The sequence below is a fragment of the Thioalbus denitrificans genome, from assembly GCF_003337735.1.
Classification (GTDB): Bacteria; Pseudomonadota; Gammaproteobacteria; order DSM-26407; family DSM-26407; genus Thioalbus; species Thioalbus denitrificans.
In genome coordinates, this window is the sequence record NZ_QPJY01000001.1 from 366,432 (window position 1) to 381,083 (window position 14,652).

A 14,652-nucleotide genomic window follows, 5' to 3' on the forward strand; every position below is an offset into this window, starting at 1 on the left:
ACCGCACGGGCTGGCGGATGGGAACCGCCGCCCTCAGGTTGCCGCCCCGCCGCCCGCCGGCAGCCGGGCGATCTCCCGGTCGTGCAGGCGGGCCAGGGCGATCTGGGCGGCGATGGCGCCGATCAGGGCCAGGAACATGTCCCACTGGGTGTCCCAGATATCGCCCTGGGTGGCCAGGAAGACCTCCGCCTCCTCGCCGGTCAGCAGCGCCACCCACCACTCGATGAACTCGTAGCAGGCGCTGATGGAGAGGCAGATGCAGGCGACGATGAAGAACAGCCACTTGCCCGGCCGCAGGGGGGAGCGGCGCAGCAGGATTTCGCGGGCGACGATGGCCGGCACGAACCCCTGCAGGAGGTGCCCGAGGCGGTCGTAGTAGTTGCGCTCCAGGTCCAGCGCCTGCTGCAGCCATTCGAACAGCGGGTTGTCGGCGTAGGTGTAGTAGCCGCCCCAGATGAGCACCAGCGCATGGAGCGCCAGCAGTCGGTAGGCCAGCGGGGTGAAGGGAAAGGCGCGGTAGGTGGGCACCAGGAGGGCGATGCCGATCATCACCGGGAAGGTCTCCAGGAACCAGATCTGGTGCCCCGAGGCCGGCATCAGCCCGGTGAACGCCAGCACCAGTCCCACGCCCGCCAGCAGCCAGCCGGGTTCACGGCGGCGCGGTTGCAGGGCGGCGGGCACGGTGGACATCTCAGTGGAGCGTGTGGGGCAGGGAGAGGGTGAAGACGGGGATCTCGGCATCGAAGGTCACCCCGTCATCACCCACCATCTGGTAGGTGCCGTACATGCTGCCCACCGGGGTGTCGAGCAGGGTCCCGCTGGTGTAGCGGTAGGATTGCCCGGGCTCCAGGTAGGGCTGCTCGCCCACCACGCCCATGCCGCGCACCTCCTGGGTCTTGCCGTCGGCGTCGGTGATGACCCAGTGGCGGCTGATGAGCTTGGCGCCCACGGTGCCCTGGTTGCGGAGGGTGATGGTGTAGGCGAAGGCGTAACGCGCGGCGCCCGGGTCCGACTGGTCGGCCAGGTAGGCGGTCTCCACGTTCACCTCGATGGTGTGGGCGGGGTCGTGACTCATGACGGTCGGGGTCTCTCTGCGTTCTGTCGGTCTGCCTAGTGTACTGCGTCACTCTTGGAGGTACTTTCAGAGCCCCCCGAAAGTGCCAGGACAAGGCGCAGTGCGCAGGCAATGGTTGTTTCCCTTGTCAAGCGCTGCAACGCGGTCATGGCGCTTTCGGGGGGCTCCCTGCGGGCGAGCCGTTGGCCGGCCATCTGCGGCGTTGCGCTTGCTTGAAAGGGGGCCTGCCATTCCTGCGCAAGCGCGCCTTGCATCTGACCGGCCAACGACTCGCTGAATGTGCCTCCAGGAGTGACGCAGTACACTAGTTGTACCCGCACAATAGCGGAAGGCGGGGAGGAAATTAACCCGGAACATTGCGGGCCATAGCCCTTGTCCCGGTTGCGCCGCCGCAGCCTCCGGCCGATAGCCCTGGAATCAATCGCCCCGGCCCGCCGCCAGCGCCGCGCCCAGCAGACCCACCTTCGGGTTGAGCACCACGTGGACGGGGATGCGCTCCATGAGCCCCGTCATCGGGCCCTTGGCGCGGAAGGCGGCGGTGAACCCCCCGCCGGAGAGTGCCCCGATCAGGCGCGGGGCGATGCCGCCGGCCACGTACAGCCCGCCCCGCGGGATGCAGGCCAGGGCCAGGTTTCCGGCCTGGGCCCCGTAGGCGTGGACGAACAGCGCCAGCGCCTCCTGCGCCACCGGGTCGTGCCCCGCCGCGGCGCTCACCGCCGCCGCCGGATCCCCTTCCGCCGCCGCCCGTGCCAGCGCCGCGCCCGGGCGGGCCCCGCTCTCCACCAGCCAGTGGTAGATGGCGCCCAGGCCCGGTCCCGAGACCACGTGCTCCCAGCTGGCGCGGCCGTGCCGGGCGCGCAGCCAGCGCCACAGGTCGGCCTGGCGCTCGTCGGCGGGGGCGAAGTCGGCGTGGCCGAGCTCGCTGCCGAGCACCGTGTGGCCGCCGCCGGAGCGGGGGGCGAGGATGGCGTGGCCGAGGCCGGTGCCCGCGCCGATGACCGCCCGCACGCCCCGCGGGCGCGGCTCGCCCGGCTGCAGCGTGTGGAGATCCTCCGGCGCCAGTGCGGCGATGCCGTGGGCCACGGCGCTGAAGTCGTTGATGAGCCGCACCGGGGCGCCCGCCTGCCTGGCGAGGGCCACGGGATCGAGCACCCAGGGCAGGTTGGTGACCTTCACCTTCTCGCCGCCCACCGGGCCGGCCACGCCCAGGCAGGCCGCGGCGGGCTCCGGTTGCCCGGCGTCCGCCAGCCGGGCGAGGAAGTCCGCGAGCAGGGGTGCGAATTCGGGCCACTCGCCGCTGGGGTAGCGCCGCTCCACGAGGGGCTCCACCCCGGTGCCCTCCACCCGGGCCAGGGTCAGCAGGGTCTTGGTGCCGCCGATGTCGCCCGCGAGCACGATCATGGCCGGGTCTCCTCCAGTCCCGCGGCGGCCGCCGCGTCCAGGTACCAGGTCACCTCGCCGGCCGGCGCGAGCCGCTGCACCGGCAGACCCGCCGGGTCGTGGGGGGTGGCCAGGGCGCGGGCCACCGCCGGGGCCTTGTCCGCGCCGGTGACGATGAACATCAGGTGGCGCGCGGCCTCCAGCAGCGGCCGGGTGAGGCTGACGCGCCAGGCCTTGAGCCGGTCCACGTAGACCGCCGCCGCGGGGCGCTCGGTCTCGCTGAGGATGCAGCTGCCGGGGAACAGCGAGGCGGTGTGGCCGTCGGGGCCCATGCCCAGCACCGCCAGGTCGAGGCGGGGCATGCCGCCGGCCGCGGCGGGCAGGCGCGCGGCCAGCGTGCGGGCATAGGCGTGGGCCGCCCGGCGGCAGTCCGCGGGGCTGCAGAGGATGGGGTGGATATGCCCGGGGGCGATGGGCACCCGGTCGAACAGGGTCTCGCGGGCCATGCGGTAGTTGCTTTCCGGGTCGTCCGGCGGGACGCAGCGCTCGTCGCCGAACCAGGCCTCAACCGCCGCCCAGGGCGGGGGCGGCGCCGCCGCGGCCAGTGCCGCGTGGAGCCGCCGCGGCGTACTGCCCCCGGAGAGCGCCACGTGAAAGACGCCCTGTTCGGACACGGCCTCCCGCGCCAGGCGCAGCCAGTTGCGGGCCGCGGCCGCGGCGACGGCGTCGGGGTCCTTCTCGATGACGATCCGGGGGCGGTTCACGGCGACCCTCCTCGCGCTTGTTGGATTCCCTGCAGCGGCTGCGGGCGGTGGGATGTCCCGCCCGGCTCCGGCCGGCCCCGCCCGCGGGGCGTGCCGGCGCGGGCTGACAATTGCCGGGGTTTGGCATATGTTCAGAACAGTGGTTCCGAACCCGAGTCCACGATGGAGGAGCATAACAAGATGAGCATGAATTTGCCCCGCGCCGCAGCGCTCGGCCTCGTTCTCGCCGCCGTTGCCGCCATGCCCGCCCGCGCCGCCGATCCGCTGACCGTCTCGGTCAAGCGGCTCAGCATGGAGACCGCCGTGCGCATCGCCCGGGCCGCGGTCGAGGCCTGCCGCGCCGAGGGCGTGCAGGTGGCGGTCACCGTGGTGGACCGCGGCGGGCATCCCCAGGCGGTGCTGCGCGACACCCTGGCCCCGGATGTGACCCTCAACATCAGCCGCCAGAAGGCCTACACGGCCATGTCCTTCAACGCGCCGCTCTCCAGCATGGAGGATCGCTTCACCGCCCCCTTCTCGGTGGGCAAGGTGGACGGCCTGGTCTTCTCCGCCGGCGGCCTGCCCATCGAGGTGGGCGGCATCATCTACGGCGGTATCGGGGTCAGCGGCGCGCCCTCGGGCGAGCAGGACGAGCGCTGTGCCATGGCGGGGCTCAATGCGGTCAGGGACGACCTGGAGATGGCCGGGCTCTAACCCGGCAAGGAGGCGACGATGTACCTGAAGGACAAGCGTAGTGGTGACGCAGTGGAGATCCTCGACCTGCAGGCCCTGTTCGATCCCTCCCAGGGGCAGGTGAACGGCCGGTTCCATGCCGGGGAGGAGATGCAGGACCCGGCCGCATTCTCCAAGTCGGAGCTGGGCTTTCCCTCCGGCGAGGACCTGCCGCGCTGCTGGACCGATCCGGCCTACCGCAGCGGCGGTTGAGCCCGCCGGCGGGAGCGGGGTGGCCCCGGCGGCTCAGATCCTGACCGCGAGGACGTCGCAGCCGACGCCGTGGAGCACGGCGTTGGCGGTGGAGCCGAGCAGCAGGGCGAGGCCGTGGCGGCCGTGGCTGCCGATGACGATGAGGTCGATGCCCTGCTCCTCGGCCACCCGCAGGATCTCGGCCTTGGTGGATCCCACCTCCACGTGCCGGTCGGCCGCGGCCACGCCGAGGCTCTCGCCCAGGGCGTCCATCTGCTCCCGGGCGGCGGCGACCAGCTTGTTCTCCAGGTCGAGATCCTCGGGCATGATGAGGTCGCCCGCATACTCCATGGCGACGTATTCGACCACGTGAATCAGGCTCAGGCGCGCCCCGTAGCGCTCGGTGAGATCCCGGGCGCGGGCGGCGAGCGCCTCGCTCTCGGGCGATAGATCGGTGGCCAGCAGCAGGTGGGTGTAGGCTTCGGCTTGCATCGATGGGCGACTCACGGAATTTGGGGTTTTCAGTCGAGAGTATTGCTGATGCGGGCGTACTGTTCCAGCGACAGGTTCTCCGGCCGCAGGCCCGTGTCGATCCCGAGCGCCTCGATGGCGGCGGGCTCCACCAGCCCCTTGAGGGCGTTGCGCAGGGTCTTGCGGCGGCGGGTGAAGGCCTGGGCCACCACCTGCTCCAGCCGGCGCGGGTCGTTCACCGCCACCGGCGGAACCGCGTGGGGCGTCAGCCGCACCACCGCGGAGTCCACCTTCGGCGGCGGCGTGAAGGCCCCCGGCCCCACCCGGAACAGCGGCTCCACCCGGCAGTGGAACTGCACCATGATGCCGAGCCGCCCGTAGGCGTCCTCGCCGGGTCCCGCGGCGAGGCGGTCCACCACCTCCTTCTGCAGCATGAACAGGCAGTCGCGGATGCGGTGGGCCTGGCCGATGAGGTGGAAGATGAGCGGCGTGGAGACGTTGTAGGGCAGGTTGCCGAACACCCGCAGGGGCGGCCCGTCGCCCGCCAGCGCCGCGAAGTCGAACTTCAGGGCGTCGGCCTGGTGCACCACCAGCTCGCCCAGCCCGGCGCAGCTCTCCCGCAGGTGGGGAATCACGTCCCGGTCCAGCTCCACCACCTCCACCCGGCCCGCCAGCGGGAGCACCTCCCGGGTCAGCGCCCCGAGCCCCGGCCCGATCTCCACCAGCCGCTCGCCCGGCCCGGGGTCCAGCGCCGTCACGATGCGCCGGAGCACGCCCGGGTCGTGGAGGAAGTGCTGGCCGAATCTTTTCCTGGGACGGTGGTTCAAGGGGTCGTCCTGATGTTCGTCGTCTGGTTCATGCGTATTTCAGGGGGCAAATCCGGGTCGCCATGGAGATGGGGGGTGCCGGGGCTGCGTGCGGAGTCGTGCCCGGGCGCTGTCCGAGGTGTGCGCCGAACGGCGACGCATCCGGAGCCGGAGCGATGGACGATTGTATGCCGGTGGGCGCCACTTCCGGCTAACCGCACGCCTTGGGGGCCGTGGATGCCCCCAGCCAGAAGCCGATATCCTTGTCGAGGAACTCCTTCCAGGGCATGTAGTGGGAGCCGTCGCAGGAGAAGGTCAGTCCGACCAGGCCGTTGAATATGTTGAGTATCCCGGAGCGCAGGTAGATGATCTCGTCCATGTAGCGCAGCTCCCGGAAGCCCTGCAGGATGCGGGGGATCGCAGCGGCCGGAATGTCGGCGTCCGCGGGGTAGTCGCGCCGCGGGTAGGCCAGGCAGAGATCCGGGTCGGAGAGGTCATCGATGCCGTGGATGCGGAAGCGGTACGGGTCGTCCATGGACCAGAGGGTGGCGCGGGAGCTGGAGAAGTGCAGCTTCATGTGGAAGACGCCGTTCACCGTGATCAGTTCGGTGAGCAGGTCCAGCACCATGTCGATGCGTTCGTCCAGAGGACTGGTCACCCGCTCCTGGTAGAAGAGTCCGGAGCGGATGGCGGGGTCGCCCTTGAGCTGCATCCAGTGCCCCGGCTGCCGGTACAAGGCCTGCGTGGCGGGCAGCTCGCGCAGGTCGAAGTCCGCTCCCAGGTAGCCCAGCAGACGGCCGTCCTCTCCCCGGATGATCTGCACCGCGGTCAGCGACGGACGGCGGGAGTTGCGGCTGATGTAGGCATCCGAGAGGGAGAAGGTGTTGCCGGCGAGGGCCTCCGCCAGGTAGGGGCGATCGCTCCGGTCGCGCCCGTAGTGCGACTCCAGCAGGCCGGCGCGGGAGGCGTTGGAAGTGATCTGCAGGGCCCGGTCATCCAGCAGGTAGAGGTACTTGCAGTAGGGCAGTTCCGCCAGTCCCTCCATGAGCCGTCTCTCGAGGGTCCGCCGATCCGGCCAGGCAAGCCGGCAGTCGTCCGCCAGCAGGGCCAGCGATGAGGAGAGCCAGCCCTTGAGGATGCTGCGCTGGCGGTCGATGGATGCCTGCAGGGTCGCGTTCATGTCCGTCGGATGGGCCTGCCTGTGCGGTGCCGGTCGTGGCGGAAATCGACGGCCGCGTCCTCTGGCCCCCGTCATCGGAAGTCCGGTGCGCCCGCGCTGCCGGCGGCACCCGTCCCCTTGCGTCCCCGCCGCGCGTGGCCGGCCGGGAAATCGCCCGGTCAGCCGGAATCCGCTGCGGCACGGCGGCCCGCGCGGGCGGCGGCTGTGAGCGCGATCTTCTGTCGCCCGGCGTGGGTTGTCAACGCGGCGGGGGCCGGCGTGGCATGTCCGCGGGGAGTCGGGAGGCTTCCCCCGTCACCGCGAGTGGCGGGCCATCTCCAGGGCGGTGGCGAGGGCGACCTGCAGGCTGCCGGGGTCGGCGCGGCCGCTGCCGGCCAGATCCAGCGCGGTGCCGTGGTCCACGGAGGTGCGGATGATGGGCAGGCCCAGGGTGACGTTCACGGCGCGGCCGAAGCCCTTGTACTTGAGCACGGGCAGGCCCTGGTCGTGGTACATGGCCAGCACCGCGTCGGCCCCCGCCAGGTGGCGGGGCGTGAACAGGGTGTCGGCCGGCAGCGGTCCCTCGAGCCGGATGCCTTCGGCGGCGAGGCGCTCGAGCACCGGCGTGATGACTTCGATCTCCTCCCGGCCCAGGTGGCCGCCCTCGCCGGCGTGGGGATTCAGGCCGCAGACCAGGATGCGCGGATCGGCCAGGCCGAAGCGCCCGCGGAGGTCGCCGTGCAGGACCCGGATGACCCGCTCCAGCCGCTCCGGGGTGATGGCGTCGGCCACCTCCCGCAGGGGCAGGTGGGTGGTGGCCAGCGCCACCCGCAGTCCCTCGGTGGCGAGCATCATCACCACCTGGGCGGTGCCGGTGAGCGCCTGCAGGAACTCGGTGTGGCCGGAGAAGGGGATGCCCGCCTCGTTGATGATGCCCTTGTGGACGGGGCCGGTCACCAGGGCGGCGAACGCGCCGGCCTCGCAGCCGCGTGCCGCGCGCTCCAGGGTCTCCAGCACGTAGGGGGCGTTGGCCGGGTCGAGGCGGCCGGCCACGGCCGGCGCGCGCAGGGGCACCGGCAGCACCCGCAGGGTCCCGGGCCGATGCGCTTGCGGCGGGTCGCCGGGGGTGTGCTCCAGCAGCTCCAGCGGCAGGCCGAGCCGTTGGGCCCGCTCGGCCAGCAGCGCCGGATCCGCCGCCGCCACCACCTCCGCCGGCAGCGCCCGCTGGGCCGCCTGCACGGCCAGATCGGGCCCGATCCCGGCCGGCTCGCCGGGCGTGAGGACAATGCGCAGGGGGTTCGTGGTCATGGGGCGGTCGTTAATAGACAGGATTTACAGGATTGTCAGGATTATTGCATTGTGCATCTGGTATCGGGTTCGAGACAGATGCTTGGGCGTCGGTGACTGGTTTGGATGCCAGCAGGTCTCTGGCAGGATGCGTGGCGCTCATTCCTGCCGGCGAGAAGGGCGAATCCACGGCTGACAGCCTTTCTTCCCGAATCCTGTCAATCCGGTAAATCCTGTCTATTAACCCAGATTTTTCTCGCCAAGATCGCCAAGAACGCCAAGGTTAAGAATGATCACGACCTTATGAATTGAGCATCGAGCATCGTCTTGTACGAGGGCCGCTGCAGTATAAGACCGTCAATCCTTTGTTTTCCCGGCGTTCTTCGCGTCTTGGCGAGAGACTTACGAAAAATTGGGGCTAGAAAGGCTTTCTGGAGCCCGTCACTCGTCCAGGCGGAGCTCCACGTAGGCCTCGTCGCGCATGCGGCGCAGCCAGGTCTCGGTCTCCTCCTCGGCCTTGCGCTTGCGGATCGCCTCGGCGGCGCGGCTGCGCTGGTACTCGAGGGTGTCGTCCTGCTGGCGCCGCTCCAGGACCTGGATGATGTGCCAGCCGAAGCGGGTGTGGAAGGGCTGGCTCACCTGGCCGGGCTGGAGATCGTTCATCGTCTGCTCGAATTCGGGCACCAGGTCGCCGGGCTTGACCCAGCCCAGGTCGCCGCCGTTGGTGGCGCTGCCCAGGTCCTCGGAGTTGGAGCGGGCCAGGTCGGCGAAGTCCGAGCCGCCCACGATGCGTTCGCGCAGCTGTTCCAGCCGCACCCGCGCGTCGTCCTGGGAGACCACCTCGCTGGTCTTGATGAGGATGTGCCGGGCATGGGTCTGGGTGATCACGTGGCGATCCCCGCCCCGGCGGTCGATCAGCTTGATGATGTGGAAGCCGCTGGGGCTGCGGATGGGGCCGGCCAGTTCGCCCGGCGCCATGCTCGCCACCGTCTCGGAGAAGAGGATCGGGACCTCGCCCATCTTGCGCCAGCCCAGGTCGCCGCCCTCGAGGGCCTGCTGACCGCTGGAGACAGATACCGCGGTCTGGCGGAAGTCGGCGCCCTCGTTCAGCGACTTGAGGGTGTCGCGGGCCTTCTGCTCGGCCTGCTGGATCACCTCCGGGGATGCGGCGTCGGGCACGGCGATGAGGATGTGGCCCAGGTGGTACTCGGTATCGTCGCCGCCGCGGGTCGCCTGGTTGGCCAGGAAGTTGTCGATCTCCTGCGGGGTGACGTTGATCTGGTTGATGATCTGGCGCTGGCGCAGCCGGCCGATGATCATCTCGTTGCGGATGTCCTCGCGGAAGCGGTTGAAATTGTAGCCGTCCCGCTCGAGCACGGCGCGGAAATCGCTGAGGCTCAGGTTGTTCTGCTTGGCCAGGCTGGCGATGGCCCGGTTGAGGCTGTCGTCGTCCACCTTGACCCCGGTGCTGGCGGCCACCTGCAGCTGCAGCCGTTCCATCACCAGGTTTTCGAGCACCTGGCGGGTGATCGTCTCCTGCGCCGGCAGCTTGGTGTTGTTCTGCCGCAGCTGCTCCATCACCAGGCGCAGCTTGCGCTTGAGCTCGCTCATCATGATGACGTCGTCGTTCACCACGGCGACGATTCGATCGATCTCCTGGACCGACTGGGCCTGGGCGGCGCCGGGCTGGGCCGCCAGCCACAGCGCGGGGGCAATCAGGCAGGAGAGCAGGAGGTTACGCAGGAAAGACTTCATGGATGGTTACCAGGTGGTCGGGTCGTCGGGATTGACCGAGTAGCCAAGAATACCATGCTCCAGGAGGTTGCTGATGGAGTTGCCCACCCGCGTCAGTCCCTTGAGCTCGAGCTGGAGGTAGAGCGCGTTGTTGCTCTCCTCGTCCAGGTCGTTCACGTAGTGGCGGGCCACCAGGCGCAGGGCCCAGCAGCAGCTGCCGTATTCGAACCCGGCAAAGGCGTCCAGGGTGCGCCGGTCCTCGATGGAGTAGTTCCACCGGCCCACCACGCTCCAGTTGGGGTTCAGCGGCCAGAGCAGCGAGGCGTCGGTCTGCTCCAGGGTCTCGTCGATATCCTTGCGCAGGCGGTAGGCCAGGTTGAGGATGCGCCGGTTGTCGGGCTGGTAGTGGAACTGCAGCGTGCCGCGGCGCATGTCGTTCTCGTCGGTGTTCCACTGCAGGCCGCCGCGGGCGTACCAGGCGTCGCTCAAGCGGTAGTCGACTTCGCCCACCAGGTCCGAGGTTCCGCTGTCCTCCGCCGGCGCGCCGGTCTCCAGGCCCACCTCGCGGTCGCTGAAGTAGAACACGCTGCCCAGCCCGGCGCGCAGCCGCTCGCGGCCGTCGGCGTTGTCCAGCACCCGGCTGGTGAGGGCGAGGGTCAGCTGGTTGGCGTCGCCCACCCGGTCGCGGCCGCTGAAGCGGTTGTCGCGGAACAGCTGCTCGAAGCTGAAGTCGAGGGCGGCGCTGTCGAACACCGGGATGTCGTCCTGGTTCTCGTTGGGGACGTAGAGGTAGTAGAGCCGCGGCTCCAGGGTCTGGGTGTAGTCGCCGCCGTCCCAGGCCAGGGGGCGCTCGAAGAACAGTCCGCCGTCCAGGCTCAGCACCGGCAGGGCGCGGGTGGTGCTGTCGGGGTAGACCCCGTCGGGGTCGTCGAGGCTGTAGCCCGTGTAGCGGTACTTCGCGCTGGGGGTGAGGAACCAGGCGGCGCCGGCCAGGGGCAGGCTCAGGCCCGGCTCCAGGTCCACGCGCTGGCCGGTGACCAGGGACTCGTGGTCGAAGCGGGTGTACTCGGCGCGCAGCGAGGTGCGCAGGGTGCCGGCGATTTCCGGCAGGGCGCCCCGGAACAGCAGCTGGGGCATCCGGTCGTAGGGGCGCTCGTCCGGGCCGAGGGTCTCGTCCACGGTCTGGAACGACTGGGCCCGGCCCAGCACCGACCAGTAGGTGCTGTCGTAGCGCAGGTCCGCGCGCCGGTCGAGATGGGTGGTGCTGGTGAGATTGATGCCGTTGCCCAGGTCGCGGAAGTACTGCTCGTCGGAGACGTAGTTCAGGTCCACGTCGGTGCTCCAGCCGGGAGCGAAGACGCCCTGGTGCTGGTAGCTCAGCAGCTCGCGGTGATCGCCGAACTCGTTGTCGTGGGGGAGCACCTCGGCGGTGACCTGCCCGCCCTGGCCCTCCAGCAGGTAGCGGAACTCGCCCTGGACCTGCAGTCCGCGCCGGCTCATGAGGCGCGGGGTCAGGGTGGCGTCGTAGCTGGGCGCCAGGTTGATGTAGTAGGGGACGCTCAGGTCCAGCCCGGTCGCCTCGGAGGTGCCGAAGGTGGGGACCAGGAAGCCGGTGTGGCGCTTGTCGTCGATGGGGAAGCTCAGGTACGGCCAGTAGAAGATGGGCACATCCTTGAAGTCCACCTTCACCTGGCGGGCCTCGCCGCGGCCGGTGGCCGGATCGAGCTTCACCTCGCCGGCGCTCAGCTCCCAGTCGGGGCGCCCGGGATCGCAGGTGGTGTAGGTGGCCTCCTTCAGCACCACCACGTCCCCGCTGCGCAGCTCGGCGCGCTCGGCGCGGCCGCTGGCATGGAGGCCGGGCAGCTCGTAGCTCGCCTGCTCCAGCTCGCCGGTGCGCTCGTCGAGGCGCAGCCGGGCGCGTTCGGCCGCCACCGCGAAGCCGGGCTCGGAGTAGCGCACGCCCCCCTCGGCCTCGAACCGGTTCTCGGCGCGCCACACGGTGACCTGGCTGGCCTGCAGGTGGCGATCGCCCTGGGTCAGCCGGACCTCGCCCTCGAGCCGATCCTCGCCATCCTGGGTGGAGCGGACGCGGTCGGCGCTCACCTCGATGGGCAGGTCCGACGTGGAGGCGGCCGACCCCGGCCGGAAGGTTCCGGGGGCGCTGCTCACCGCGCACAGCGCCCAGGGGTCGCGGCCGCCGGGCCCCGCATCGGCGGTGGCGACGGCCGTGGAGGCCGGACGCAGGGGAGGGGGGGTTCGCCGGGCGACGGCGGGCGCCGCCGCGCCCTCGTCGCGCCCGCCGGCCGAGGGCCGGGCGGCCGGTTCCGGGGCCGGTTCACGCGCCGGCGCCGGCCGCTCCCGGGCGGGTGCGGCGCCGGTGGCAGAGGGTGTCGATGGCCCGGGCGGGGCCGGCGTGGCCGCGGGCGCCGGCATGGCGGCGGGCATGGCGGGCTCCGCTCCCGCGCAGACCCACTTGCCGCCGGCTTCCTGCCGGCAGTCCCAGGGGGAGGCCGCTTCGGCGGCCTGGAGCGCCAGGCCCGGGTAGCAGGCGAGGAGAATGGAGATCGTGATGGGCGACAGCCCGGGCTTGGTCGTGTTCACGTGCGCCGCATGATCAGGGTTAGAAGCCCGATAAAATCGCACAGAATGGGCATGGCTTCAAATGGAGCCGGTCACGCGCTTGCGCTGGAGGCCGGTCCATGCCATTGATCCGGCAACCGGCCCGGCCGGCGGAATGACCTGGAGAACGACCGTGTGGTGGCAGCCCCCCCGACAACCTGCCTTCTGCCTGTTCCGGCCGCGGATGCCGTTCTTTCCGTTGGCGTCGTTCCAGCGCGGCATCGACAACATCCGCATCGACGTCTCCCTGAGCCCCCTGTTCACCCAGCTGGCGCGGAGCCTGGCCGCGAGCCTGCTCAGCCAGCAGGCCGCCTCGGTGCGCAAGCAGATCCGGGTGGCGGGGGCGGTGCGCCATGACCTGGAGGCGTTCCGGGAGTCCTATGCCAGCATGCTGGAGGCGGCCATCCACCGCGCCCGGGTGGAGGAGCAGCACAACCTCCTGGCCCTCATGCAGCTGGCGGTCATCAAGTTCGTCACCGAGCTGGTCATCCTGGAGCTCGGCCAGTTCATCCATGAGCTCAAGGTCTCCCTGAGCGGCACCCGGCCGGAGCAGGTGGAGAAGTCCACCCAGCTCTACGACCGCGTGGTCTGGCTGACCAAGAACCAGGCGCGGATCCGCTACACCGTCACGCGGATGATGCTGCAGCAGCTCTACAAGGTGGAGAAGGGCGGTCTCGGGGAACTGCAGGCGGCCCTGCTCGGGGGGCGCCGGGTGGTGCCGGCCAGCGTCTTCACCAACCCGCTGCTCCAGGCCGGCGCCCCCATCAGCGACGAGATCCTGCTCAAGCACTACGTGCTCATCGGCAACCGCGTGGATGACCGCAACAGCCTGGCCGCGCTCCGCGGCCTGATGCGGCGCGCCTTCGCCGACCTCCATACCTCGGACTGTCAGCCCTGCCCCGTCACCTATGTCGGCTCGGACGGCCTGGAGCCCATCCCGCCGGTGGAGCTCGTGGCCGAGGACGTGGAGGTGCCGGGCTGGTGGGAGGCGCCGGAGAACATGGACATTCTCCTGAACCGGGAGCGCTACCAGGAATACGCCACCCAGCTGCGCCAGCGGGGTCGCGCCGGGGAGCACGGCGTGCTGCCCCAGGTGGAGGCGCACCTGCGCTTCCAGCGGGCCCAGCTCGACAACATCGAGATCCTGCTGCGGGAGACGGGGCTGAAGTACGACGTGCTCGCCAACCACGAGCTGCGCACGCTGTACAACGACTTTTCCGAGTGGGTCAATCCCCAGCTTCTCTACCAGTACCTGGTGGGCGGGCGCCAGGCCCGCAACGTGTTGCAGAAGATCCGGGTGCTGGTGCGGGAAGGGGAGCCGGGCCTGCTCATGCGCCGCCTGGAGGATGCCGCCCGCCGGGTCCGGCGCCAGGCCCGGCGCAAGAGCCCGGTGCGGGTCCTGCACTACCTGAAGGAGCTGGCGGCCTACCAGCGCGACCTGCACCAGTATGACGTGGTGCAGGAGGCGATGAAGGGCATCAACCTGCTGGAGGAGCCCAACGACCTGCGCCTGTCCCGGGGCAACAACCGCCTCTACGAGTTCACCACGCTGGACGAGGAGCCGGGCGCGCGGCACGTCATCCGCACCCACACGGTGCTGAAGGCCGATGTGCGCGGCTCCACCCGGGTGACCGCCGAGCTCCTGCGCCACGGGCTCAACCCGGCGAGCCACTTCGACTCCAACTTCTTCGCCCCGATCCGCGAACTGCTCGATCCCTTCGGCGCGGCCAAGGTGTTCATCGAGGGCGACGCGGTGATCCTGGCCATCTTCGAGAGCGAGGGGGACGCCGGGAACTGGCTCAGCGTCGCGCGCGCCTGCGGCCTGGCCCAGAGCATGCTGCAGGTGGTGGCCATGCACAATCGCAAGAACCGGACCCACCGGCTGCCGCTGCTGGAGTTCGGCATCGGCATCGCCTACGCGCCCGAGCCGCCCGCCTTCCTCTACGACGGGGAGCAGCCGATCATGATCTCGTCGGCCATCGGGCGGGCCGATCGCCTCTCCTCCTGCGCCTGGGGGCTGCGGGCCCACTATCCGGGCGGCGGGGTGCCCCGCAACCCCGTGGCGGTGTTCGAGATCGACGAGCAGGCCCTCAGCGAGCCCCAGTTCGGCGGCAAGGGCGAGCGCTACGCCCGCTACAACATCAACGGCATCGCCCTGGACGAGGCGGCATTCGAGAAGCTGCGCTCGGAGATCGACCTCAAGCGGGTCACCCTCGATGTCTACGGCAGCGGCAAGCCGGCGGTCTTCTACCTGGGGCGCTATCCCCAGACCACCGGGGTGCTGCGCCGGCTGGCGGTGCGCGAGGGCAGGGTCCGCTCCCTGCGCGAGCCGGAGCGGGAGACCGGCCGGTTCTACTACGAGGTGGTGACCAACCCGAAGCTCCTGGAGCTGCTGGACAGCTTCTTCTACTGAGTGGAATTCCGGGCCCGCCGGCCCGGCTCAGGTCCGACCGG

13 protein-coding genes are annotated in these 14,652 nt (G+C 70.5%); 3 read left to right on the top strand and 10 right to left on the bottom strand.

Annotation, left to right across the window (positions count from 1 at the left end):
• Positions 1 to 33: 33 nt before the first annotated feature.
• From DFQ59_RS01685 to pgl, 4 genes are all read right to left on the bottom strand, one after another.
• Entirely contained in the window at positions 34 to 690 is a 657-nt protein-coding gene (locus tag DFQ59_RS01685) for a DUF2238 domain-containing protein (protein ID WP_114277928.1), read from the bottom strand.
• 1 nt (position 691) lies between these two features.
• Positions 692 to 1,075: a Co2+/Mg2+ efflux protein ApaG gene (apaG, locus tag DFQ59_RS01690; protein ID WP_114277929.1), complete on the bottom strand. Its 384-nt coding sequence runs from the start codon at positions 1,073 to 1,075 to the stop codon at positions 692 to 694.
• Between the two features lie 417 nt (positions 1,076 to 1,492).
• Positions 1,493 to 2,476, bottom strand: coding sequence for a glucokinase (gene glk / locus DFQ59_RS01695; protein ID WP_114277930.1), 984 nt, complete (start codon positions 2,474 to 2,476; stop codon positions 1,493 to 1,495).
• The gene (gene pgl / locus DFQ59_RS01700; RefSeq protein ID WP_245937137.1) at positions 2,473 to 3,219 is read right to left on the bottom strand and encodes a 6-phosphogluconolactonase; all 747 of its coding nucleotides are present in this window, start codon (positions 3,217 to 3,219) and stop codon (positions 2,473 to 2,475) included. Before pgl ends, glk begins: the two co-directional genes overlap by 4 nt.
• A 186-nt stretch (positions 3,220 to 3,405) precedes the next feature.
• Between pgl and DFQ59_RS01705 the strand changes: the two genes are divergently transcribed.
• Positions 3,406 to 3,912: a GlcG/HbpS family heme-binding protein gene (locus DFQ59_RS01705; RefSeq protein ID WP_114278466.1), complete on the top strand. Its 507-nt coding sequence runs from the start codon at positions 3,406 to 3,408 to the stop codon at positions 3,910 to 3,912.
• Between the two features lie 18 nt (positions 3,913 to 3,930).
• Positions 3,931 to 4,143: an acetyltransferase gene (locus DFQ59_RS01710; RefSeq protein WP_114277932.1), complete on the top strand. Its 213-nt coding sequence runs from the start codon at positions 3,931 to 3,933 to the stop codon at positions 4,141 to 4,143.
• A gap of 33 nt (positions 4,144 to 4,176) precedes the next feature.
• Here DFQ59_RS01710 and DFQ59_RS01715 read toward each other — a convergent pair whose 3' ends face one another.
• From DFQ59_RS01715 to DFQ59_RS01740, 6 genes are all read right to left on the bottom strand, one after another.
• Positions 4,177 to 4,614 carry a universal stress protein gene (locus tag DFQ59_RS01715; protein WP_114277933.1) on the bottom strand — a complete coding sequence of 146 codons (438 nt, stop codon included), beginning with the start codon at positions 4,612 to 4,614 and terminating at the stop codon, positions 4,177 to 4,179.
• A 29-nt stretch (positions 4,615 to 4,643) separates the two neighbouring features.
• Positions 4,644 to 5,420: a 16S rRNA (adenine(1518)-N(6)/adenine(1519)-N(6))-dimethyltransferase RsmA gene (rsmA, locus tag DFQ59_RS01720; RefSeq protein ID WP_114277934.1), complete on the bottom strand. Its 777-nt coding sequence runs from the start codon at positions 5,418 to 5,420 to the stop codon at positions 4,644 to 4,646.
• A gap of 190 nt (positions 5,421 to 5,610) precedes the next feature.
• Positions 5,611 to 6,579: a PDC sensor domain-containing protein gene (locus tag DFQ59_RS01725; protein WP_114277935.1), complete on the bottom strand. Its 969-nt coding sequence runs from the start codon at positions 6,577 to 6,579 to the stop codon at positions 5,611 to 5,613.
• A gap of 294 nt (positions 6,580 to 6,873) precedes the next feature.
• Positions 6,874 to 7,866, bottom strand: a complete 993-nt coding sequence (gene pdxA, locus DFQ59_RS01730; protein ID WP_114277936.1) for a 4-hydroxythreonine-4-phosphate dehydrogenase PdxA — start codon at positions 7,864 to 7,866, stop codon at positions 6,874 to 6,876.
• Between the two features lie 420 nt (positions 7,867 to 8,286).
• On the bottom strand, positions 8,287 to 9,600 hold the full coding sequence (locus DFQ59_RS01735; protein ID WP_114277937.1) for a peptidylprolyl isomerase: 1,314 nt from the start codon (positions 9,598 to 9,600) through the stop codon (positions 8,287 to 8,289).
• A 6-nt stretch (positions 9,601 to 9,606) separates the two neighbouring features.
• The gene (locus DFQ59_RS01740; RefSeq protein ID WP_114277938.1) at positions 9,607 to 12,180 is read right to left on the bottom strand and encodes an LPS-assembly protein LptD; all 2,574 of its coding nucleotides are present in this window, start codon (positions 12,178 to 12,180) and stop codon (positions 9,607 to 9,609) included.
• Between the two features lie 217 nt (positions 12,181 to 12,397).
• Here DFQ59_RS01740 and DFQ59_RS01745 point away from each other — a divergent pair, with 217 nt between their 5' ends.
• Positions 12,398 to 14,611 (top strand): nucleotidyl cyclase domain-containing protein, encoded by a 2,214-nt coding sequence (locus tag DFQ59_RS01745; protein WP_114277939.1) that lies wholly within the window; start codon positions 12,398 to 12,400, stop codon positions 14,609 to 14,611.
• Positions 14,612 to 14,652 lie beyond the last annotated feature (41 nt).